The sequence below is a fragment of the Pectobacterium peruviense genome (genome assembly GCF_002847345.1).
Taxonomy (GTDB): Bacteria; Pseudomonadota; Gammaproteobacteria; order Enterobacterales; family Enterobacteriaceae; genus Pectobacterium; species Pectobacterium peruviense.
Genome location: NZ_LXFV01000006.1, coordinates 1 through 24923, shown reverse-complemented (window position 1 = coordinate 24923; position 24923 = coordinate 1). Strand labels below are relative to the sequence as shown.

The 24923-nt window shown below is 53.1% G+C and carries 11 protein-coding genes; 8 read left to right on the top strand and 3 right to left on the bottom strand.

The window, feature by feature from the left end:
• From A0G03_RS05710 to A0G03_RS05685, 6 genes are all read left to right on the top strand, one after another.
• On the top strand, window positions 1–8115 hold the full coding sequence (locus A0G03_RS05710; protein WP_048258791.1) for a beta-propeller fold lactonase family protein: 8115 nt from the start codon (window positions 1–3) through the stop codon (window positions 8113–8115).
• Window positions 8116–8242: 127 nt separating this feature from the next.
• On the top strand, window positions 8243–10018 hold the full coding sequence (locus A0G03_RS05705; protein ID WP_048258792.1) for a TolC family protein: 1776 nt from the start codon (window positions 8243–8245) through the stop codon (window positions 10016–10018).
• Window positions 10018–10773: an efflux RND transporter periplasmic adaptor subunit gene (locus A0G03_RS05700; RefSeq protein WP_048258793.1), complete on the top strand. Its 756-nt coding sequence runs from the start codon at window positions 10018–10020 to the stop codon at window positions 10771–10773. Before A0G03_RS05705 ends, A0G03_RS05700 begins: the two co-directional genes overlap by 1 nt.
• Complete coding sequence (locus A0G03_RS05695; RefSeq protein WP_048258794.1) at window positions 10770–12128, top strand: efflux RND transporter periplasmic adaptor subunit; 1359 nt, start codon at window positions 10770–10772, stop codon at window positions 12126–12128. The genes A0G03_RS05700 and A0G03_RS05695 overlap by 4 nt, the downstream gene beginning before the upstream one ends.
• 2 nt (window positions 12129–12130) lie before the next feature.
• Window positions 12131–14260: an HlyD family efflux transporter periplasmic adaptor subunit gene (locus A0G03_RS05690; protein WP_048258795.1), complete on the top strand. Its 2130-nt coding sequence runs from the start codon at window positions 12131–12133 to the stop codon at window positions 14258–14260.
• Window positions 14261–14587: 327 nt separating this feature from the next.
• The gene (locus A0G03_RS05685) at window positions 14588–16333 is read left to right on the top strand and encodes a polysaccharide lyase family protein (RefSeq protein WP_189315170.1); all 1746 of its coding nucleotides are present in this window, start codon (window positions 14588–14590) and stop codon (window positions 16331–16333) included.
• A 78-nt stretch (window positions 16334–16411) separates the two neighbouring features.
• Here A0G03_RS05685 and actP read toward each other — a convergent pair whose 3' ends face one another.
• The 3 genes from actP to acs form a co-directional block, all read right to left on the bottom strand.
• Window positions 16412–18070: a cation/acetate symporter ActP gene (gene actP, locus A0G03_RS05680; RefSeq protein WP_048258797.1), complete on the bottom strand. Its 1659-nt coding sequence runs from the start codon at window positions 18068–18070 to the stop codon at window positions 16412–16414.
• Window positions 18067–18378: a DUF485 domain-containing protein gene (locus tag A0G03_RS05675; protein ID WP_048258798.1), complete on the bottom strand. Its 312-nt coding sequence runs from the start codon at window positions 18376–18378 to the stop codon at window positions 18067–18069. Before A0G03_RS05675 ends, actP begins: the two co-directional genes overlap by 4 nt.
• 124 nt (window positions 18379–18502) lie before the next feature.
• Window positions 18503–20464: an acetate--CoA ligase gene (acs, locus tag A0G03_RS05670; RefSeq protein WP_048258799.1), complete on the bottom strand. Its 1962-nt coding sequence runs from the start codon at window positions 20462–20464 to the stop codon at window positions 18503–18505.
• A 902-nt stretch (window positions 20465–21366) separates the two neighbouring features.
• On the opposite strand from acs, the gene A0G03_RS05665 reads away from it, so the two are divergent.
• Both A0G03_RS05665 and A0G03_RS05660 read left to right on the top strand, forming a co-directional pair.
• Entirely contained in the window at window positions 21367–21759 is a 393-nt protein-coding gene (locus A0G03_RS05665; protein WP_011092415.1) for a hypothetical protein, read from the top strand.
• 748 nt (window positions 21760–22507) lie between these two features.
• Window positions 22508–24877 (top strand): TonB-dependent siderophore receptor, encoded by a 2370-nt coding sequence (locus A0G03_RS05660; RefSeq protein ID WP_048258800.1) that lies wholly within the window; start codon window positions 22508–22510, stop codon window positions 24875–24877.
• Window positions 24878–24923: the final 46 nt, after the last annotated feature.

Genomic DNA, 24923 nt, shown 5'->3' with positions numbered 1-24923 from the left:
ATGACTTTTTCCCGCTCAAAATCTGGTTCAGCCTTAACGCGCACGCCGCGTCAGGCGTGGGTATTGGAACCGCGCATGATGTTTGATGCCGCTGCCGTGGTCACCGCAGTGGATGTGGCTGCGCACGTTGCGGCAACGGACACCGCGCCCGGTGTCGATGCCACGCCAGCTAAGGCAACGGTCACCATCACCGATTCCAGCGACAGCTTTGCGCCTATTGATCTGTTCAGTAGCGTTAGCGTGTCAGCGGATAACGGCGGGCAGGAACTGAAAGATCTCGTGATTACGGTCAACCGCACGGGCGCTAATCAGGCAATCGTCATCGACGGTACTGACATTACGCTGGAAGCCGCTAATGGCGCGAAAACAACAGCGGGTGACGGACAATACAGCTATACCGTTGCAGTGAGCGGTGCGACGACAACCATCACGGTGAGTATTGCTTCATCTGAAGCGTTTGAGCCTAATGACGTTGCTAAGCTGATAGACGGTATTGCCTATAAGCCACTTGATAAAACCGTGGCTGGCGGCGATGTGACGGTAACGCTGAAAAGCCTGAGTGACGAGAGCGACACTGCCGATCTGAATATCCATGCGACCGTCACTATCGACAGCAAGATCAATGTGGCGCCAGAGCTTTCTGGCAGCACATTGCAAGAGGCTGAAGCCTTTACCGCTGGTACGCTGGCAAAGGCGACGGAAATCGCCTATTCCTCCGATGGTAGCCACGTTTATGCCGCCGGTGGTAACAATACCATCACCGTTTTCGCAGTCGACAGCTCCGGGCGCTTAACCCAGCAACAAAACCTGGTGGTTGAAAACCTTGGTACGGTTAATCATCTGGTAGTCAGTGCCGATGGCAAGTCGGTTTATACCGTTTCCAGCAACGGTAACCTGATTCATCTGAGCGTTAATGACGGCACACTGGCATATGTCAGCACCACGACACTTGAAGGCGGCGGCTCAACCGGCGGGCTGGCGATTTCCGATGATGGTAAACAGATCTATGTGGATGCCAGCAGTAATTCAGGCCGTGAAGTATATGTCTACAACCGCAATGCCGACGGTGTATTAACACAGATCCAGAAACTGGAAGCCCACCGGAACGGCGCCATCACCACCTCTGGTGACTATGTTTATGTGCTCCATAGCGGTGCGATGTTCAGTGCGCCTCATGAGTTGAGAATTTATCAGCGAGATCCCACCACCGGTTCACTGACGCTGCTTGATGATCTTTTGCTTACCCAAAAGGGAAGTAGTGCGGTCGATTACGCGCTCGCCTCTTCAAAAGATGGCAAGCTGCTGTATGTGGGCGACCCCAACAACGCCAATATCGCTATCTATCGGTTAGGGAGCGACAATAGGCTAACGTTGGTCGACACCGTCACCAGCGATAAAATCGGCAGTTTGACGCTCAACAGCGATGGCAGCCTGCTTTACGCCGCAACCACTGTGGGTACGGTCAATGTTTATGCGGTGGGGGAAAATGGCCGCTTAACGCTCACTGGCAGCCGTACCGGAGCCACCAACGGTGGTGACATTGCCGTCTCTGTCGATGGCAACTCCATTCTGGTTGCAGGCAACGGCGTCAGCCGCTATTCGCCGATACAAACACTGCTGCGCGGTGGGGAAATTACATTAGCGCATGGGCTTACACTTTCAGATGCCAATAATGATCGATTGGCAGAAGGCAATGGGGATTATAACGGCACGACGCTGACGATCTCGCGTGCACCCTCAGCACAAGCTGACGACCAGTTTGGGTTTGCTGAAGGCAACGGCCTGCAACGGGTTGACGGGACAATCATGAAGGGCGATATCGTTATCGCTACTTTCAGCCAAAGCGCTGGCGCTCTCACACTGACCTTTCTTGCGGGAGCCAGCAAAGCGGATGCCAATGCCGTGTTACACCAGATCACTTACAGCAATACTGGCACGGACACTAATGGCACTATCGTGAAGCTGGCGCTGCAAGCCAATGATGGCAAAGCAAACAGCCTGACTGTCACGTTGGATGTACTGATCACCAACAACACTGCACCAACGCTTGAAGCCACCAGTGTTGGAACGCACACCTATGACACCCATAGCACTGTCACCAATCCGTTTAGCAACAGCATCATCAGCGCAGGGGAAATCGGTCAATCGATTATCGAACTGACGCTAACCATTGACGGTGTAGATGAAGCTGCCAATGAATTTATTATCATCGCGGGTACGCGCATTGATCTGGCGAGCAACAGCAGTGGTCAGGCCGGCGATTATCATTACACCTATAGCCGCAATTATGGCACGGGTACGTTGGTAATAAGCAATGAAACCGGTGTAACGGCTGCTGCGGCACAAACGCTGGTCAACGGTATTGCCTACGTCAACGATACCCAGCAGGCCACCACGGGTGTGCGCACCATCACTCTCAGCAGTTTGCGTGATAATGGTGGCACTGCAGGAGAAGGAAATGACACCAGTGAGCTGGCTATCAGCGCTACTATCGCACTGGCTATCAACAATGCCCCTAGCTGGCAAAACACCGTCACAGATCCGGATGCTACGCTCTATTACAATAACAATACCCTGAGTGGGTACAGCGAATATGTCACTGACATCACGGTCTCGCCTGACGGTAAAACCCTGCTGATCAGCGGCAGTGATGGTGCCAATGCCAGCGGTAACAGCACGCTGCGCATCTATAGTCGTAACAGTGGCACTGGTGAACTAACGCTGGTGCAAACCTTTATTCAGGGGGAGAGCGACAACCCGGAAACCACCGCGATTGAAGCTAACGGCCTGCACGGCATCAGCACTATGGTTATGCAGGGCAACGATCTGTACGTCGCCGGACACAGCGGCAATGCGGCGACTTACTCGCTGGTGCGATTTACTTATGATGCCACTATCGGGCAATACCGCTACGCGGGTATGGTCGCTACACAAGGTGTAGGTGGTGTCACAGGGCTGGATGCACAGATCACCGAAATTGTGATTTCGGCCGACGGCAAATCGCTCTATACCATCAACGGCCTGACAACCGTCGATGGCAGCACTGGAAAATCTGTACTGGCGCAATTCGCCCGCGATCCGAACACCGGGGCGCTGACCTATCTGGACGCATATCAAGGTGGTTCTGCGGTGCTTGGTATGAATGCTCCAAGCGGCCTTGTCATCTCCGGCGACGGCAAATCCGTTTACGTTGCCAACAGCAGTAGCAGCATGATTACTGTGCTTTCACGCGATGTAGAAACAGGAAAACTGACTTACATTGGTCTCATCAATGATGCCAGCATTAGCGCAGATGCGAACAGTGGAGCACGGCCAAGCGATAATCGCTATTTAACGAACCTACTGGATATTACCCTCTCCCCTGACAGCAATTTTGTTTATGTCGGTTCTGGGCAGCAGGCCACACTTTCTATTTTCAGCCGAAACGCTAGCGATGGCAGCTTGACCTATGCCGGCACAGTGGATCTCTACAACAAAGGCTATACCCTCAGTAATGCACTTTCCGTGCGAGAACTGGTTATCTCACAAGATGGTACAGCACTTTATGCTGGCATGAACGGTGGCTCAGTGCTGGTATTCAGCCGTGATGTCCTCACTGGTGCTTTAACGTATGTCAGTGCCCTCAATACCGGAGCTCGCACTAACCACATTGTTGCCAGCCCTGACGGACTCAACCTTTACAGCGGGCGCAGTTCTGGCGGCACTGGGTTGGCTATACTTTCCGCATTGCCCAATGCCACTTACACCACCAACGGCCCGTCAACTTTTACGGAAGGTCTAGGCTTTGCTGATGTCGATGCCGATCAAAAATCCGATTACCAAGGCACGACGCTGACCGTCAACCGTGTTAGTGGTGCTTCGGTAGATGATCAATTTGGTTTTAAAAATGGCTCTGGGCTGCGTTTGGAAGATGGCAAGGTCATGAAAGGCAAAGCGACTATCGCCACTTTCGCGACGCAGGATGGTGTGCTGACAATCACCTTTAGCCGAGACGTGGATAAAGCTACTGCCAATCAGGTATTGCAGCAGATTACATATCTTAATACCAACACAGCACCGCCAGCGCGGGTTGACCTGAACATTCGGGTACGTGACAGTGAAGGAAAATTTGCCGATACCGCCGTAGCACTGCTGTTAACTGCAGTCCCTGTTACGCCAACGTTGGATGCTGAAAGCAAGCAAGCCAGTGCCACTATTACTACCAGTGGCCTGCCCGGTGCGGTGGATCTGTTCGATAATGTGGATGTGCGGCTCGGAAAAGCAGGTGCCGCACTCTCCGAGTTAACCTTCACCGTAAACCGTTCTAGTGCCAATGATGCATTGATTATTGATGGCACGACTATTCTATTGACGGCCACTGATGCAGCAGGTTTAACAGTAAAAGGTCACCAGTATCAGGTGACGGTGAAAGACGGCATTACCACTATTACCCTCAAACTTCATAGCGGAGATAATACGCCAAGCGACGTGAATGCCCTGATCGACAGCATCGACTACAAAGTGCTGAGCAATGATGTCGCGGAGGGGACGGCCACCATCACGTTGACACAACTGGTCGATGCTGACGATAACACCACATCGCTGGATATCCACAGTACAGTCACAGTGAGCGATACGCGTCTGATGCCACAACTCGGGGCTGAAACCGGCGCGCTTGATTATGGCGAACTGTTCGATGTGAAAGATGATAAAGGCAATTCCCTCTTTATCGGTATTCAAGGCATTACCGTCGTAGGGGAAAAGATTTATGTGGTTCGCACCCACAGTGACTCTGTCTATAACGAAGAAACCGAAACCAGTACAGACGTTACTTACAATACTCTCTCTGTGCTTCAGCGTGGCGAAGACGGCAAACTATATCTGTCCGATAGCGTAGAAATCACCGGATTGACTGACGCGACGCAGGTGCGTGCGTCCAGTGACGGGAGCAGTCTCTATGTCATCGGCGCGGAGAGTATTGCGATCATTAATGCCAGCGATTTGAGCGTGATCGGTGCGTTTGGTAATGATGTTGGAATGGTACGTGATGTGTTGGTTAACGATAGTAAGGTGTATATCACCACTGGGGAAAGCCTGTTGGTCTTCACGCGTGATGGTAATACGCTGACACTGAGCAAGACCTTTACGGATGGCGACAGCAGTGGCCTTGAGCTCGATGCTGCCAATGCTTTGGCGCTATCACCTGATGGTAAATCGTTGTTCGTCGCGACTTCTGGCGGCGATACCGTGGTTAGCCAGTTTAGTGTGGGTGATGATGGCGCGTTGACGTTCAAGCAAGCGGTTTCTGGATCAAGTACTAGTGAAGATGGGTATTACGCTTCCGCGCTGAGTGTATCTCCAGATGGAAAATCGCTGTATGTAGTGGATAACAATTCGTTACTGCATGCCTTCTCCGTCGCGCAGGATGGCACACTCACCGCAGTCTCAACCCTAACGATCGGCGAAGGGAGCACCAGCGTCAAGCAGGTGCTGGTTTCCCCCGATGGCAAATCGGTGGTGATCACGGGCGAACTGGGCAATAGCGAGAATTACAACACCTACGGCATCATTTTGTATGCCCGCGATGCAGATGGCAACCTGACGCAGCTCCAGGCTGTGGAAGGTTTTGGCGACCTTGCCAATTTTAATGGCACGCGATTGAATGAAGTTCGTCAGGTCGCGTTTAGCGCTGACGGCAAACAGCTGTATATAACAGGCTCAATTGACTACGGTTCCCCTGAAGGGGTGATCGTACTTGATCTGAAACCTGCCAGCGTCACCTTTACCGAAAATAGCAGTCCAGTCGCGCTGCTTCCCGGTGGTACGTTGTCTGCGCCGGTAAACGACCAAGGCAGTTATCAGGGAGCCAGTATTGCAATTGAGCGCGTTGGTGGCTCAGAGATGGGTGACCAGTTTGGCGTTTCATCTGACAGTGGTTTGAGCTTGAAGGATAGTCAGATCTGGCAAGGGGATAAGGCCATTGCTGATGTCACAATAGCGTCTAACGGCACGCTCACTATCACTTTCCTTACGGGGATCAGTCAGGTTGAAGCGCAACAAGTATTGCGAGCAATAACTTACCATTCCACGAGTAATGACCCAACCAAAGCAGGCGATAAAGCCACGTTTCGTATCACCTTTAATGATGGTCAAAGCCATACTGCGGAATTCACTATGGCCGTCGCATTGGTCGATCTTAACAATGCAGCGGTGGTGAGCACAGAACCGCTCAATTCCACTTATGCGCCCGGTAGCGATGCTGTCAATCTGTTTAAAAACACCGTCATTGACACGATTGAACAGGGCCAAAAGATTAACCGGGTTGATATTATTGTTTCCCCGGCAAGCGTGGGTGATGTGCTGTATGTCGATGGAGGGGAAATCTCACTCGACAAGAGCATCGATTATCAGGTCTTCGTCGGTAAAAGCCAGATTGAATACCGCGTCAGCGTCAGCAACGGGGTGGCCACCGTGAGTCTGTATGTGACGCGTGATGGGGCTAGCACTGCACAGGTAATCGATGGCATCACCTATAGCCACAGCAAAACAGATGCGACCGGTAACCGTACGATTGGCCTAGCCGTCTATGAAGATGTGGATTGGAAGCATCCAGCACCGCAAAATGCCGTGACTGAATTCAGTGAAAAAGCGGTTATCACCTTCCAGGGCAGCGAAATTCCTGAAAATAATGCCCCTGAGTATAACGACAGCGTCGGGCTGAATCTGGGTCAGTTGCAAGCGGGCACCGCGTACCGCTACACCTTGCCGGAAAACCTGTTTACCGACGCTGATAGCGACAGCCTGACCTTGCGTGTCAGCGGCCTGCCGGATGGGTTGAGTTTTGATGCTACGACCCGCACAATCTCCGGTACACCGACGGCGTCTGGTGATTTCACCGTAGTGCTTACGGCCAGCGATGGCAAAGCGGAAGCCACCCATACCGTTAAGGTGACAGTAGATCAAGCGCCCGATGTGGAACCAGAAAATAGCGCTCCGGTTTATAACGACAATGCCGGGCTGAATCTAGGCCAGTTGCAAGCTGGCACGGAGTACCGTTACACCCTGCCAGAAAATCTGTTTACCGATGCAGACAGCGACAGTCTGACCTGGCGCGTTAGTGGTCTGCCGAATGGACTGAGTTTTGATGCTCCGACCCGTACAATTTCCGGTACACCGACGGCGTCTGGTGATTTCACCGTAGTGCTTACGGCCAGCGATGGCAGAGCGGAAGGCACCCATACCGTTAAGGTAACGGTAGATCAAGCGCCCGATGTGGAGCCACAGCCTGAAACCCCTGATAACACCTCCACCGCGGCACCGGTCATTCTGGTGCAGCAGGGGGTAAGCCTGCCTGTTGATTCGGACGAAAGAGAACGCGAACAACCGCTGGGTGCGATTGTCGCCGAACTGTCTCGTCCAGACGTTCAACCGCTACCGACTAACATTGCTGCCGAACCTGTGCGGCAGCGCGATGCTGATACGGCGCGCCAGTCTGATGCCCCGTGGGTGCTCGATCCCGTGATGTCACAGCTGATGCCGACGCTGGATCAGATCAACTTCTCTTCTCGTGCTAACACCGTCGTGCGCGATAGCACGGCAGTCTCTCCGGCGGATTCCAACTTGTTCCTGAGCGTGCGCGGTCAGACAACGGCATTGGAATCGGCGTTCAGCAGCGTGCAGGGCGCGTTACGGCCGGATGCCTTGGGCGCACTCGCCTTTAGCTTACCGCAGCGCATGTTCAGCGTGCGTGAAGGCAATGCCACGCTGACGCTGCAACTGGCGAACGGGCGTCCGCTGCCTGCGTGGGTGCAGTTTGATGCCCGCAGCGGCGTGGTGCGGATTACCGATGCCAGTGCGTTGCAGGTGAATCAGATCCAACTGGCGCTGAAAGCCCAAACTGCAGACGGCACCAGCCGGACGGTGCCGATCACGCTGCAAACCGGACAGGGCGATGGCGCAGCGATGCCTACTGACCGTGGCGCGATGCAATTGCCTTCACTCCCCATTGAAAACCGGGATGTTGAACAGTTAGCGCCAGCGGGGAAAACCGCTTTTACCGAACAGTTGCGTCAGCATCAGCCGGAACAGGATGAACTGCTGGCGGCGCTCAGTGAGTTGAGCAGTCTGCGTGCCTAGCGCACCACAGAGAATACCGAGACGAGATTTTATTACTTAACCACTAACCCAGACGCTTGCAGGCGGGAGTCAATCCACCACCTGCAAGATGAAGGGACCAGACAAATAGAAGATGGGGAGAACCCGGGTGAATCAGCACATAGCGCATTTCTGGGATAGCCAGCAGCACGACAGTCAGCAGCAGAACGTTCAACGCGAGGCTATACCACGCTCCGCAGGTTCCCGTGCGTTACGGATCGCGGTGACCCTCGCCTGTCTGGGGTTGGCCGGCTGTGCCGTCAAACCTGAACCGGTAACGGTTGAACAGCAGGTTGCACAGGCGCTGAGTGACAGAACACAGATGTTCGCCAATCAGGAACCGGTGCGCGGTACGATCACGCTGGATGAGGCCATTGCCCGTGCGCTGAAATATAACCTGCAACAGCGGGTCGCGCTGCTGGAACAGGCGATGGAAGATGACCTGTTGGGCGTACAAAATCTGGACATGCTGTTGCCGAAACTGACCGCGCGCGCCGGGTTGCAAACCCGCGATAACGTGGCAGGTTCTAGCAGCCAATCGGTCACCACGGGTCGACAGTCGTTAGAAGCGTCCACCAGTCAGGATCAGACCCAGCGTACTGCCGATCTGACGATGAGCTGGAATGTGCTGGACTTCGGTATCAGCTATTTCAACGCCAAAGTGCAGGCAAACAAATCGCTGGCGGCGGAAGAGCGTCGTCGTCGCGTGGTGGCAGATATTACCCGTCAGGTGCGGACTGCCTATTGGGAAGCGGCTACCGCGCAGCGTTTGCAGCCGGAAGTCACTACTTCGCTGACGCAGGCACGTCAGGCGTTGGAATACGTGCGTCAGACCGAACAGCAGCGTCTGTTAGCGCCAGTTGAAGCGCTGCGTTTCCAGAAAAATATGCTGGAGATGGTGCGTCAGTTAGAAATCGTCGACAGCGATCTGGTGGTGGCGAAATCCCGTCTGGCGGCGCTGATGAACCTGCCGCCGTCCAGCAAATATGATGTTGTCGTGCCGAATGAAAGCAGTTTGGTTGCACCAAAGATGGCTTACTCGCTCGACGATCTGGAAAACTTCTCGATGGTGAAACGTCCAGAAGTGCGTGAAGAAAACTATCTGGCGCGCAACAGCGTACTGGAAACGCGTAAATCGCTGCTGCGTCTGCTGCCTGGCGTGTCGTTGTTTGCCGGTATCAACGGCGACAGCAACAGCTATCTGGTCAATCACCAGTGGGCGAATGCGGGTGTTCAGGTCAGCGGCAACCTGCTGAACGTGCTGTCGTGGTCATCGGTGAAACGTGCCGGACAGGCGAATGAAGACCTAGCGGAAGTCCGTCGTCAGGCGTTGCGCATGGCGGTATTGACGCAGGTGAACGTTGCCTGGCAAGAATACCAGCAGAGCACGCGGATGTTCGGTCGCTATCAGGAACTGGCGCGGATTCAGCGCGGCATCCTGAACCAAACCACGCTCAGCGTACAGCATCGTGCCGAGACGCAAATGGAACAGGTGCGCGTCAGTACGGAAACCATTCTGACGACCCGCGCGCGCGACCGCAGCTTTGCCGATGTGCAGAACGCGCTGGGCGCGGTGTATCAGGCTGCCGGGCTGGATGTGCTGCCGGATAACGTGAACGATGTCAGTCTGGCCGCATTGAGTAACTCGATTGCCCGTACCACGGGGAATCTTGAAAAAGGCGGTGTTGCGGTGCCGCGCTTGTCCTTGTCAACACCGGCTACACCTGCCACCACGACGGCTTCTACCGTAATAGCTCCATCTGCCACGAAGCCCATCACGCCTGTTGCCGTAACGCCATCGGCTAACGCAGGGAAACCCTATCGCGTGGTGAACACGGATATGTGGGACAACCTGCAATCTCTACAGGCGGGAGGCTCGCGTTAATGGCTGTCGGCATGATGCGTCCGCTGTTGCTGGTGAGTGCGTTAAGTCTGCCCCTGTGGGGGCAGGCTGCGACCACGGGGGACATTCGCGTGCAGCTTAGCGCACAGCGTTACACCGTGTTATCCAGCGAAATTGCCGGGAAAGTGACGGATATTGCAGTGAAAGAGGGCGAACACTTCAAACAGGGTGATACGCTAGTAACGTTTGACTGCACCGTGCTGCGTGAAAAACTGAACTACTCGAACGCCGCAGAGAATGCCGCACGCAAGAAACTGGCGATTGCCGATCGGTTGGATAAACTCAATTCGATCAGCCTGTCGGATGTGGATCAGGCGCGATCGTCGGTGTCGATGGCGCAGGCCGAAAGCGGCGTCAATCGTGCGATGCTGCAACGTTGTGCGATAAAAGCCCCGTTCTCCGGCCGCGTAACGGAAACCAAGGTCAAGCGTTGGGAATCCGTGGCGGAAGGGAAAGAGCTGTTAGCGATTTATGATGACAGCGCGTTCGAGCTGGAAATGATCGTGCCGTCGCGTTGGCTGGTGTGGTTAAAGCAGGGCAGTGCTTTTCAGGTTACGCTGGATGAAACTGGCCTGAGATATCCGGCAGAAATCAGCCGCCTCTCGTCGGCTATCGATCCGGTCAGCCAGTCAGTGAAGGTCTTTGGCCGGATTACGCAATCCACCGCTGGATTACTGCCGGGCATGAGCGGCGTCGCGCAGATTGCACCGCCTGACGCAAGTAGCGTAACGCCATGACCGAGCGGCATTCGACGACAGTAGCATCAACCGAACAGGATACCCGGCTGGCGCTGCTGGCCGAGCTGTTACAGTTGCAAAGCCGTGCCAGAGCGCGAGAAACGCTGGATGAACTGGCGTTTTTCATCGTCAATGAAACGCACAATCTGGTGAAGTATCGGCAGGCGCTGCTATGGGACTGCGACAAACGGCGTTTGCAGACGGCCTCTGGGCTGGCCTCGCTCGATCACAACGCGCCGTTTTGTACTGAATTTAGCCGCCTGTGCCGCCAGTGGCAGGAGGAAGGACGCCAAACGCAGGTGCTGCAATGCCGAGAGTTACCTGCTGACGATCAAGTTCTATGGCAGGAACACCTGCCGGAGTTTTTACTCTGGCTGCCACTGCGTTTACCGCAGGGGGATGCGCCGCTGGTACTGGTGCTAGCACGCGATAGCGCGTGGCTGCCTGCCGAAATCGTGCTGTTGGAAAAGCTGGCTGATGCTTACGCGCATGCGTGGTCGAGCCTGTGCAAAGTGCGTCGCAGTCTATCGAAAACGCCGCCAGCCAGACGTCGCCTGATCCTCGGCGCCGCGATCGCGCTAGTACTGATCTTATTGATCCCTGTTCGGCAGTCGGTGCTGGCTCCGGCGGAGATCGTTGCACACCGTCCGGTTATAGTACGCGCCCCTGTCGCGGGCGTGGTGGATGATATTCTAGTTCGGCCCAATCAAACCGTTAGCGCTAACCAGCCGCTGGTGCGGCTGGACGTGCGCGAACTGGAAAATCGGCTGGAATCGGCGCGGCAGGCTTTTGCGACTGCCGATGCCCAGTACCGTCAGGCTCAGCAGCAGGCGCTGTTCGATGCCAACAGCAAGGCCAGTCTGGCCGTGCTGCAAAGCCGCCGCGAGCAGGCGCAGAGCGACATGGATTTTCTGCAACGTCAGCAGGAACGTATGCAGCTGATTTCCCCGCGTGACGGCGTGGCGATTCTTGATGACGCCAGTGACTGGATTGGGCGTTCGGTAGCAGTGGGAGAACGCATCATGATGATCGCCGATCCACACGATGTAGAACTGGAGATCCAATTGCCTGCGGCTGATGCCATTGCGCTGGAGAATGGTGCGGATGTGCGCCTGTTCCTCAATGTCGCACCAAATTCGGCACAGGAAGCGCGGCTTGAGCAGATTGGCTATCGCGCAGCGCCGACGCCGGATAATGTGATGGCCTATCGACTGCGGGCGCGTTTTACGCAGGATGACCCACAGCTTCGCGTAGGCCTGAAAGGCACCGCCAAGCTGTATGGGAAACGGACGGTGCTATTTGTGTATCTGCTGCGTAAACCGCTCGCGTCCCTGCGCGTCTGGCTGGGCGTCTAACGATGGCTGGAGCTGCAACGCCAGCCGCCGGGCTTAGCCCGCTGCGCGATGAACTGATCCTGCATGCTGGGCCCGCTAACCGTGATGGATCGCCAAGCTGGACGCTGGAAGATCCGCTACGCGGTCTTTATTTTCGCATCGGCTGGGCAGAAATGGCGATGCTATCGCGCTGGTCGATGGGGAACGCCGAGCAGATCGTGGCCGAGGTTAATCAGACTTCTGCGCTGACACTCGATGACAGCGATGTGCAGTACTTCAACCGTTTCTTGCAGGCTAACAGCCTGACGCGTGTTTCCGGTGATGAAGCGCTGGCGCAGTTTACCCGTCAGGTGGAGCAGTCGCGCGTCTCGATTTGGCGCAAGCTGCTGAAGAATTATCTGTTCTTCCGCATTCCCTTATGGCATCCCGATCGCTTTCTGGGCGCTACGCTGCCGTGGATCGCGCCGCTTTTCAGCCGTACTTTTCTCAAACTGACGCTGCTGGTGGCTGTGCTGGGGCTATTCCTCGCCGGACGCCAGTGGGAAACGTTCAAGCATACGTTTCTGCACTTCTTCACGCTGGAAGGGGCGGCGTTAGCGGGGCTGACGCTTTGCTTTACCAAGATCCTGCATGAGTTCGGCCATGCCTACACCTGCAAGCGCTTTGGTGCGCGGGTCGCTACCATGGGCGTCGCGTTTCTGGTGATGATGCCGGTGCTGTATACCGATACGTCCGGTTCATGGAAGCTCACCCGCCGCCGACAACGGATGGCGATTGGCGCGGCGGGCATGATGACCGAACTGGTGCTGGCGGCGTGGGCAACGCTGGCGTGGAGTTTTTTACCGGACGGCATGCTGCGTAGCGCCGCGTTCATGTTGGCGACGACGACCTGGATCATGACGCTGGCGATTAACCTCAGCCCGCTGATGCGCTTCGATGGTTATTTCCTGCTTTCTGACGGATTACAGGTGCCGAATCTACAAAATAGAGGCTTTGCCATCGGCCGCTGGCAGATGCGCGAATGGCTGTTCGGGCTAGGGGATGCGCCGCCGGAACACTTTCCGCGCTGGCTGCAACGCACGCTGGTGGGCTATGCCTTTGCGGTGTGGATATATCGCTTTTTCCTGTTTACCGGTATCGCGATTCTGGTTTACCACATGGCGTTCAAGCTGCTGGGGATGCTGCTTTTTGCGATTGAAATCGGCTACTTCGTGGTGATGCCCGTGGTGAATGAAGTGCGTGAATGGAGTAAACGCCGTAAGGACTATCGTATGAACCGTAATATGACGACGACGCTGTCCGTGAGCGCCGTGATTCTGCTCTTGCTAATGATTCCCTGGCAGCGCAGCGTGTACGCTCCGGCACTGTTGCGGGCGGAACAGCAAAGCAGTCTGTATATGCCCGTACCCGCGATGATTCAACGCATTGAGGTGCAGGTTGGTCAGCCTGTACACGCTGGGCAGACGCTATTTACGCTGTCGTCTGATGCGCTGGCGCATGAACAACAGCAGTTGGAGCGACAAATCGCTACGCTGAACTGGCAAAGTACCTTTCAGGTATTCAACAAGGAAGCGGCTGGCGATCACCAACGGGTGAAGCAGGAGCACGAAGCCGCGCTGCAAAAATTGCAGGTATTGCAGCGTCAGTCTGAACAGTTGACGGTACGTGCGCCGATAGACGGCGTGGTGGCAGACATGGCGACGCCGCTGGAAACGGGCGAGTGGCTGGGGCAAGGCGAATGGCTAGCCGTGGTGACCAAGCCAACCGGCGGGCTGGTGGAAGCATTTGTGTCGGAAAAAGACTGGCAGCGGCTCAGCACGGGTGGAAAAGGCACGTTTTATTTACAGGATGTCAGCCGCTCGTCGCTGCCGCTCACGATTGTGGAAATTGCCAGCACGGCGACCCGCGATCTGAATGCCGCGCCGGAACTCGCTTCGGTTTACGGCGGCGATATTGCCACGTTGAGCGATTCACAACGTAAGCTGCATCCTGAGCAGGCAGTTTATCGCGTACTACTCAGCCTGCCTGCCGATTATCGTGCTCAGCCGCAAGTGCTGCGCGGCACAGTCGTCATGGACGGCGAGGCGCAAAGCCTGTTGATTCGCGGTTGGAAAGTGGTATCTGCCGTGCTGATCCGCGAACTGTCATTCTGATCGGTTTTGATTTCTGCGATGTCGATCCTGACTTTCTTCCCGCTAGTGCCAGATTCTTGTTTTTGCTGGCAGTAGCGTGAAGGAGGGCGCTTATCTCCTCGATTATGTTGTTCCTGATATCTCTATCCCATCTATTTAAAATGGCAGAAATTTTTAATTTCAGCGACAAGGTTTGGTGCCATACCGAGATACACGGGGCTACCACGGTGCGAGGTGTCCCTGCGGGAACCTCATCACCGTGTTTCCCCTAATATCTGACATTTGCCGTGGCCTGAACCACCGTGATGAAAATTCTTGTCTAACCGACTGAACACAAGAGGGCTGACTGTGAAGCGATCTGTCTTGTTGTTGGTGGGTGTCATGCTGGCACCCTATAGCTATAGTGCGCAGGATAATGCCGTGTCGTTATCCGTTTCGGGCTTGAATACCGTTCTGGATAACGGCTTGCTGAAAGTCACATTCGGAGAGGATGGCAGCGCGGTCAGCATGGTAACGGGTGGCAAAAATATCGTCACTAACCTGTCCGGTGCGGCGCGCGATCCGAGCAAAACGCGTAGCGCTTACCTCGATTACTATGTCAACAATAGCTATGTCAATAATGGCAATGTTAAAGGCGTCAAAGATTTCGTCCCCGAGCGCGTGGAAGTGCTGCGTAACGATCGTGAGATGGCGCATGTGGCCTATATCGATGACCGAGGTGGGCTGCTAAAGCTCGAATACCACCTGATTATGCGTCGCGGCGTTAGCGGGCTTTACAGTTATGTGGTGGCCGAAAATAGCGGAAGTCAGGATGTTAACGTCAGTGAACTGCGTAATGTCTATCGCTTCGATCCTGCACGGTTAGACCATCTCTACAGCGGTGTTCGTCAGGGTAAACCGCTGCTCTATAGCCAGCTTGAAGCCTCGCCAAAGGTGCAGGATGAAACCTGGCGACTGCCGGATGGCAGTATCTATTCCAAATATGACTTCGCTGGTTATATGCGGACCGCGCCTTTCTGGGGTGTTTTCGGCAATGGCGTGGGCGCATGGTTGATTCACGGTAACCGGGAGTATTTCTCTGGCGATGCGCTTAAGCAGGATTTGTTGGTGCATCAGGATGCGATCATTCTGAACTATATGACGGGGTCGCACTTTGGCACACCGGATATGAAAGCTCCGCCGGGCTGGAAAAAATTCTATGGTCCGTGGCTACTGTACATTAACGAGGGCGATACCGAACAGATGCTGGCGGATGCCCAGCGTCAGGCGCTGACGGAAACGGTCAATTGGCCGTATAAATGGGTGAGCGATTCCCGTTATCCTATCGATCGCACGCAGGTCAGCGGACGCGTTGCCAGCCAGCAGCCAGTCACCGTCGTGCTTTCATCGTCATTGGATGAGCCGTTTGATGCGCAAACCCGCGGCTATTCGTATCAGGCAACGACAGACTCGCAGGGGAATTTTGCCATTCCTCATGTCCGACCGGGTAATTACCATCTGGCCGTGTACGCTAACAGCGGTACGCAGCCGGGGATATTGGTGGAGCAAATGCTGTCCGTTTCTGGTGATAAGCAAGTACTGCCGGTGATAACGCTTCCTAAAGCCGAATCGGTTGTCTGGGCCATTGGGCAGGCAAATCGGCAGGCGAGCGAATTTCGTTTTGGCAATAAGGCACGCAACACCCGCTGGCAGCATGAGGTTCCAGCAAATTTGACGTTCGATATTGGCCGCAGTGACTACCAGCGCGACTGGTATTACGCGCAGACCAAACCGGGAAAATGGGATATCCGCTTTGCTCTACAACCTGAAAAGAAAACCTATTTCCTGAACATCGCACTGGCGGCAGCCAGCAACAGCGGCATGAGCGAGCCAACCGTGCCACAGTTGGCGGTAATGGTAAACGGCACCACGCTGGAGACACTAACTTACGACAACGATAAAGCCATCTATCGCGGTGCGCTACAGAGCGGTCGCTATCACGTTGCGCGTATCCCCGTGTCATCCGGTTTCCTGAAAAAAGGCAACAACACGATCACGCTGCAATTAAAAGGCGGCAGTGTGATGTATGACGTGGTGACGTTAAGCGAGGAGTAAACCCCGTTTCAGCAACTTAGAGCGTTGGGTTTCAGAAAGGAACGGGCCCGCGAGATGCGGGCCCGTTAGAGGTAGAGATTAGTGGGAACTGCCTTTTGAAGCGCCGACGCCGGTTTGTGAACGGACAAACTGTGCATGGAAGCGAGCACGTTCCTGCTGCCCGGTTTCGGAACGATCGGTGATGGAGAAGAACCAGATACCGATAAACGCGACCAGCATGGAGAATAGCGCTGGATAATCGTAAGGATAAATCGGCGTGGCGTGACCGAGGATTTTCACCCAGATTGTCGGCCCTAAAACCATCAGAATGACGGCCGTCAGCAGCCCTGCCCAACCACCAATCATGGCACCGCGTGTCGTCAGCTTCGACCAGTACATGGAGATGATAATGATGGGGAAGTTACAGCTGGCGGCGATGGAGAACGCTAACCCAACCATGAACGCGATATTCTGATTCTCAAACAGGATACCGAGAGAAATAGCCACGACACCCAGCACCAATACGGTGATTTTCGAGACTTTCAGCTCATCACGTTCTGTCGCTTTCCCTTTCTTGATCACATTAGAATAGAGGTCGTGGGATACGGCAGAGGCGCCCGCCAGCGTCAACCCAGCGACGACGGCCAGAATGGTGGCAAAGGCCACGGCGGAGATAAAGCCGAGGAAGAAGTTGCCGCCGACCGCATCGGCCAGATGCACTGCCGCCATGTTATTCCCACCGATGAGTGCGCCCGTCGCGTCCTTAAACGCCGGATTGGCACTGACCAGCAGAATAGCGCCGAAGCCGATGATGAAGGTCAGGAAGTAGAAATAGCCCATGAACCCAGTGGCGTAGAACACGCTTTTTCGGGCCTCTTTGGCATCGCTGACGGTGAAAAAACGCATCAAAATGTGTGGCAAACCGGCCGTACCGAACATCAGCCCTAATCCGAGAGACAATGCGGATATCGGGTCAGAAACCAGTCCGCCGGGGCTCATGATCGCCGCGCCTTTCGGGTGAACCGCCATCGCCTGTTTGAACAGCGCATCAAAGCTGAATCCGACGGATTTCATTACCATGACCGCCATGAAGGTGGCGCCGAATAGCAGCAGGACGGCTTTGATAATCTGTACCCATGTGGTGGCGAGCATGCCGCCAAACATCACGTACATCACCATCAGAATGCCGACCAGTACCACGGCTACATGGTAGTTGAGGCCGAACAGCAGTTCGATGAGTTTCCCTGCGCCAACCATCTGTGCGATGAGGTATAACGCCACGACCACCAGCGAACCACAGGCAGAGAGGCTGCGGATGGGGTTTTGTTTCAGACGGTATGACGCGACGTCAGCAAAAGTGTAACGCCCAAGGTTGCGTAGTCGCTCCGCGATCAGAAACAGAATAATCGGCCAGCCGACCAAAAATCCGAGCGAGTAGATCAGGCCGTCATAGCCGGAGGTATAAACTAGCGCAGAAATACCGAGGAAGGAGGCGGCTGACATGTAGTCACCCGCAATCGCCAGCCCGTTCTGGAAACCGGTAATGTTGCCGCCAGCCGTATAATAGTCGCTACGTGAGCGGGTTTTCTTCGACGCCCAGTAAGTGATATACAGCGTGCCGCCGACGAACAGCAGAAACATCACGATAGCCTGAATATTCAAGGGCTGGCGCTGGACATCCCCCGTGAGCGCATCTGCCGCCCACGCAATCACGGGTAGCGTCAACAGTCCGAACAGCATCATAAAGCGTATTTTCATTGCTTTACCTCATCCAGTAACTGCTTGGTCAGGCGATCAAATTCACCGTTAGCGCGATACACATAGACGCCCGTCAGAATGAAGGAAATCACAATCAATCCCACGCCAATCGGAATACCACGGGTAATGCTCGAATCGGGAGCGATCGGTGTTCCCAGCCAGCCTGGTGCAAAGGCGATCAGTAGAATAAAACCGACATAAAGCACCAGCATGATTAGCGAAAGGAAAGCGGCAAAACGCTGTCGCTTGTTGACCAGTTCTCTGAATAGAGGGTTACTTTCAATCCGTTGATAAATGGCATCATTCATCGTAAGTCTCCAGTAATCTGTTAGGTTGAGTATTGCCGCAACGTTGCTACCTGATTTATCGCCAGCCACATCCCCGCAAGCCACGTCATGGCTTACGGGAATAGAGAAAGCTTGGGTCAGGTCGTTATTGAGAGGCGGTACTCATGGCCTGCTTTTCTTCGAGCAGTTTTTCGACGACGCCAGGATCGGCCAGCGTTGAGGTATCCCCCAGATTGCTGGTGTCACCGGCGGCGATCTTACGCAAAATACGACGCATGATTTTGCCGGATCGCGTTTTCGGTAAGGAGTCAGTCCAGTGCAGGATGTCCGGTGTGGCAATGGGGCCGATTTCCTTACGCACCCAATTGCGCACTTCCGTATACAGCTCGCTGGACGGCTCTTCGCCGTGATTTAGTGTGATATAGGCGTAAATGGCCTGCCCTTTCATATGGTGTGGGATACCCACCACGGCCGCTTCGGCAATCTTAGGATGTGCGACGAGCGCAGACTCGATTTCTGCCGTCCCCAGACGGTGCCCGGAAACGTTCAGCACGTCGTCAACACGACCGGTGATCCAGTAATAACCATCCTCGTCACGGCGCGCGCCGTCGCCGCTGAAATACATGCCTTTGAAGGTGGAAAAGTAGGTTTGCTCAAAGCGATCGTGATCGCCAAACAGCGTTCTTGCTTGGCCTGGCCAAGAATCCACAATCACCAGATTGCCTTCGCTGGTGCCTTCCTGTGGATTGCCAAGATTGTCGACTAATGCAGGTTGTACACCAAAGAATGGGCGCGTCGCGGAACCGGCTTTAGCTTCGATTGCGCCGGGGATCGGGGTGATCATGAAACCGCCCGTTTCTGTTTGCCACCAGGTATCGACGATAGGGCATTTACCATTGCCGATTTTGTTGAAATACCATTCCCAGGCTTCCGGGTTGATCGGTTCGCCAACGGAACCCATGATCCTGAGCGATTCGCGCGATGTGCCTTCGATCGCCTTGTCACCTTCAGCCATCAATGCGCGGATCGCAGTAGGAGCGGTATAGAGAATGTTGACCTTATGCTTATCGACCACTTGCGCCATACGTCTAGCGTCCGGCCAGGTTGGTACGCCTTCGAACATCAGCGTAATCGCGCCGCATGCCAGCGGACCATAAAGCAGGTAGCTATGCCCCGTAACCCAGCCAACGTCTGCTGTACACCAGTAGATGTCGCCGGGATGGTAGTCGAAGACATACTTGAAGGTCAGTGCGGCATAAACCAGATAGCCGCCGGTGGTATGCAGAACGCCCTTGGGCTTACCGGTCGAACCTGATGTATAAAGGATAAACAGTGGGTCTTCCGCATTCATCTCTTCTGGTGGACAGTGATCGTCTGCTTTTTCAACCAGTTCGTGCCACCACAGATCGCGCCCGTCCTGCCATTCATTGATTTTACCTGTACGGCGGAAAACGATAACGCTGGAAATGGTGGTGACGTTCGGGTTCTTTAATGCTTCATCAATGTTCTTTTTCAGCGGAATCACACGCCCGGCGCGTATGCCTTCATCGGCGGTGATGACCAGCTTGGCGCTGGAATCGATGATGCGCCCAGAAATGGCTTCAGGAGAGAAGCCCCCGAAGATCACCGAGTGGATAGCGCCGATTCTGGCACAGGCCAGCATTGCGACAGCGGCTTCCGGCACCATCGGCATATAAATAGCAACGACATCACCTTTTTTGACGCCCTGTGACTTCAACACATTGGCGAAGCGGCACACGGACTGATGCAGCTCACGATAGGTGACTTTTTTACTTTCGGTTGCGTCATCCCCTTCCCAGATGATGGCGGTTTGATCGCCACGCTCGGCCAGATGGCGATCCAGACAATTTGCTGCCACATTTAATGTACCGTCTTCAAACCAACGAATACGGATATGGCCAGGGTCGAATGAGGTGTTCTTGATCGTTTCATAGGGTTTTATCCAATCGACGATCTTTCCCTGTTCACCCCAAAAGGCGGCGGGATCGTCAACGGACAGCCGATACATATTTTCGTATTGCTGGGCATTTATCAGTGCATTTTCCGCAATAGCGGCGGGAATGGCGTGTTTATTATGTTGTGTCATAGCGCTTCTCCTTAAACATGTTAATGCTATGTCAAATAATGGTTAATTGTAGTTAACCTGTTATCTTTGTTTCTTTTTTGCGCGATTGATCACGCAATGCAGGAAAAGCAATGAAGCGTTACTTAAAAGATAGTCTTTTGGTTCAGAAAGTAGGCAGTTTTTTCGTGATAGCCAAAATGCGATAAGTGATGTATGTCACAATATGAAAGTCAGCAGAATTATGTAGGCTGTTATAATGTCATTAACGATCAATTCATTGTTTTCAATAGATTATATCTATTGTTATCAAGTTTTTGATCGCCCTTTACGATCAAAAGGCATAAAGATCCCGCTTATTCAGCCGATAGTAAAAAACCTGTTCAGAGTATATTCCTACGTGAGCCAGCTATTTAGCGCGTTCAGTAGTGGTCTGTGTGTTGAAATTTTGTTCTAGTTGTTAATTATATGTAGGCTATTAATGAAATAGATTTATCTGATTATCAACGAGCAGATAAGTGTGAATAATCTACACTCTAGGTGGGTTCCACAGCACAGATGTGGGCCTTCTTAAAATGGGTAAAGATGCTGTGTGCTAGCCGCTAACAAAAAGAAAAGTGAAGTGTTATTTTTTGTGTCTTATTCAGAAATATCCGGTTTCCAAAAATAAATAACATAGATATACCCAACATCACTGACGCTGAGTAAGGCGGCAGATGTTTGAGCCCCGGTAACCAGAGAACCGATAAACGGTTCCGGTTAGCGAAATTCACTATTTTCATTAGGTGATTTTCTGGGGTTGGGAAGAACACTATTAGTCCGGAAACCTTTTAAATTCCGGTAGGTTGATTGCTTATCAATGGTGTGCCGTGACGTCATGGCACGCTGTGAGATATCTTTTTACATAGCATGATGCAGAGGAAACAATGAGTCTGATATTTGGCCGGAATGAGATTTTAGGCATGCTCTCTCAACCAGTTCAGAATGATCGGCGTGCTGTGGCGGTGATTGACGAAAAATGTAAGGTCGTCTGCGCGAATTCTGCCTTCAACGCCCATTTTGGATTGCGTGCTGAAATGAATACGCCCGTCTCAATTGATGATGTACTCCCTATTAACGTGAAGTTTGCCTATCACGACTTTATGACCAATTCCAACGTGTTGAGTACACGCGTGGTCTCGGATCTGCTGTCTGATGGCTTTACTAAAAAGCAGTTAAGTACGCTGTCTTTTTCTAAGCTGAACGTTGAGAATCGAGTGCTTTCTCTGCTGATCCTGAATCAGGATGCGGTTGAGCCTTCGACAAACTTGGCTTCATAAGCTTGAGTCATTGTAGATTATCTGGCCGGAAGAGTAGATACGTATACTTTCCAGTGGAAAATAACGACAAAAGACAAATTGTTGTTATTGATAACGTTGTTATTGCTGATTTAGCATCGTTTTATCAACAGCAATCGATTGCGTTGGTTATTCTCTGATTACCCACTGGCGGCCAGTAGAACGATAAAGCAGCACCAATTTTTCGTGCATGGAGAATAAAAAACGTTTTTATTAATCACCATGGTGTGAAAAGTTAAGAAAAATAGAGAGTTAACTATTTTATTGCATATAGTATGCCTCTTTAAAATAAACAGCGAAACGTTTCGATATCATCCCGCCTTTCTCCTTGCCTATTCTCTTTTCCTTCTGCCTTTTTTTGGATTATTCCTTTAGGCAACACGGTTTATTAATCATTGATAATAAGCTCTGAAAATTTTCTTTATTTTTAGTGCGTTGAATCATGATGGATGACAAATGAATAAATAGACTCTCGTCTAATTATTGATGAGGTCGAGCCGATGCCACGCTTATCGACATATAGCACTTTTTGATAAAATTCGACGTTGGTTTTTTATAGTTAATGGTATTTCTGCACATGGGTTTACCAATATCGGCAACGCAATTTCCGTAATATTTCTGATTCATAACGCTTACTTTAATTATTTTTCGATTTTTAGTTCCCCTTTTTACTCTCTCAATTGGCATAGCTTCTGAAAACAAGCGTTTCTTATGCGATAGGGGATAAATAATGGTTACATTCCGTACCCACCTGTTGGCTCGTATTTTACGTGCCGGGGTACTTGGGGCATCGTTTGCTTCAGTGCTGCCAATGGCGGCGGTCTATGCTGCATCTGCGGTATCCGTTCAACAATACGCGGTGTCGTCCGGCCCGCTCAATCAGGTGCTTAATCAATTTGCCCAACAGGCTGGCGTATTACTTTCTTACGATCCAGCATTAGTGGCGGGTAAACGCGGTGCGGGGTTACAGGGGAACTACAGCGTTGAGCAGGGTTTCCAGCAGATTCTCAGCAATAGCGGCCTCAGTGCACAGTACAGTGCTGATGGCAGTGTGACGCTAGTGCCGCGCGCGGCGGGTGAGCCAGTACCCGTTTCTGCACCTGTTGGCGCTAAAAACGATCGAATTGTCGTTACTGCTCCACCGAATACTGCGATGAAGTTGGATGTACCCATTTCAGAGACGCCGCGTGCGGTTGCCGTTGTGACAGAGAAACAGATCGAAGAGCGCGGGGCGCAAAAAATCGATCAGGCGCTGCGCTACAGCAGCGGTATTCTGGCGACGCCATATGGGCCGGATAACAAGGCTGAATGGGTGACTATTCGTGGATTTAGCGATCAATCTCGGTTCCAAAATGGTCTGGCTACGCTGAATGAAGATGGATTCTATGGTCAGCAGATTGAACCGTTCGGCGTCGAGCGTATCGAAGTGCTGAAAGGCCCAGCCTCTGTCCTGTACGGACAAAACCCGCCGGGCGGCCTGGTTAATGTCATCACCAAACGACCGACGCGTCTGCCGCAGGGAAAAGTGGAGCTGGAATACGGTTCTAACGACTATCGCCATCTGGCCGTCGACAGTGCGGGTCCGTTAAATGATGATGGCTCGGTGCTGTATCGCGTTGTCGCGCTGGCTCGCGATACCTCGGGTGAGATGGATTTCTCGAAGAGTAAGCGACTTTACCTGGCTCCGAGCGTCACGTTCCTCGGAGAAGACACGGAACTGACCGTATTAGCCAGCTACATGGATACTAACTCGGACACGACCAACGGCTTTAAGCTGCCGTACGGTACATTACATGGCACGCCGTTTGGCAAAGTTGGCTATAAAACATCGCTGGGTGAACCGGGAATGAACCGCCATGATACCCGGCAGTTCACTCTGGGTTATGAGTTCACGCATCATCTGAATGACACCTGGACGTTCCACCAGAACCTGAACTACGCCTACCTTAATTTGGATCTGCGTAATGCTTATGCGCTGAGTATGGCTGATGCGCGTCATGCTAATCGTGGGTTGACCTACCGCGACGGCTTTGCGCAAAACTGGGCCACGGATAACCGCTTAGTAGGGGAATGGCAGTGGGAAGATATTGAAAACACCCTGTTGCTCGGGTTTGACTATCGCCGCGCCAATGCGCAAAGCCGCGATGGGAATCTGTACTCCTTTGGTGCCCCTATCGATATCTTTAATCCGGTCTACGGTAACTACACGTCACCGGACAGCCAGTTGTTCGATCACCGCTCTGGACGCCATCAGACCGGTTACTACGTTCAGAATCAGATCAAATATGACGAGCGTCTGATCTTCTTACTGGGTGGACGTTACGATGTGGCGAAGTCTCGCGACCGTAATTTGTCATCAGGCGCGGATACCCGCACCGACGATACCAAATTCACCAAGACTGCTGGGGTAATGTATCTGTTTGATAACGGAATTTCCCCTTACATCAGCTACTCGGAATCGTTCTTGCCGGTGTCGGGCCGGGATGGTTACGAACGTCCTTATGTGCCAGAAGAAGGCCAACAGACGGAAGTTGGCGTGAAATATACGCCGGAAGGTTTTAACGGTTATGCGTCTGCTGCCTTGTTTAATCTGGAACAGAAAAACGTTAAAACGACGGATCCTAAAAACCCGAGTCTGACTATTCAGGCGGGTGAAGCACGTTCACGCGGCCTCGAATTGGAATTGAGCGGTGAGGTTTATACCGGTCTGACGCTGACGGCAAACTATACTTACAACGAAGTGGAGACGACTAAATCCGGTTCCGTTGGCGAAGTAGGCAAACGTCTTCCGGGACTGCCTGAGCAAATCGTGTCTGGCTGGGCAACCTATGCCTTTAACGGCAAACTGGAAGGGTTAAGTATCGGTAGTGGCGTGCGATATGTTGGCAGTTCTTACGGTGACATAGCCAATACGGCGGATATGAGGGTTCCGGCTTATACGCTGTGGGATGCGATGATTGCCTATGATTTCAGCAAAGACTGGCGGTTGCAGGTTAATGCCACTAATCTGACAAACCGTGAGTATGTCAGCGCCTGTAACTACTGGTGCTACTACGGCGAAGGCCGTAACGTTAGCGCGAATGTCAGCTATCGTTGGTAATCTCCCGTTTTAAGGTTGCTGATAAAGGTCACCGAGCGGGAGTAAC

Coding starts and splice junctions, on each gene's coding strand:
- A0G03_RS05690 (WP_048258795.1), top strand. CDS start 12,131: ATGGCTGGAGCTGCAACGCCAGCCGCCGGGCTTAGCCCGCTGCGCGAT.
- A0G03_RS05675 (WP_048258798.1), bottom strand. CDS start 18,378: ATGAATGATGCCATTTATCAACGGATTGAAAGTAACCCTCTATTCAGA.
- A0G03_RS05710 (WP_048258791.1), top strand. CDS start 1: ATGACTTTTTCCCGCTCAAAATCTGGTTCAGCCTTAACGCGCACGCCG.
- A0G03_RS05660 (WP_048258800.1), top strand. CDS start 22,508: ATGGTTACATTCCGTACCCACCTGTTGGCTCGTATTTTACGTGCCGGG.
- A0G03_RS05695 (WP_048258794.1), top strand. CDS start 10,770: ATGACCGAGCGGCATTCGACGACAGTAGCATCAACCGAACAGGATACC.
- acs (WP_048258799.1), bottom strand. CDS start 20,464: ATGACACAACATAATAAACACGCCATTCCCGCCGCTATTGCGGAAAAT.
- actP (WP_048258797.1), bottom strand. CDS start 18,070: ATGAAAATACGCTTTATGATGCTGTTCGGACTGTTGACGCTACCCGTG.
- A0G03_RS05665 (WP_011092415.1), top strand. CDS start 21,367: ATGAGTCTGATATTTGGCCGGAATGAGATTTTAGGCATGCTCTCTCAA.
- A0G03_RS05700 (WP_048258793.1), top strand. CDS start 10,018: ATGGCTGTCGGCATGATGCGTCCGCTGTTGCTGGTGAGTGCGTTAAGT.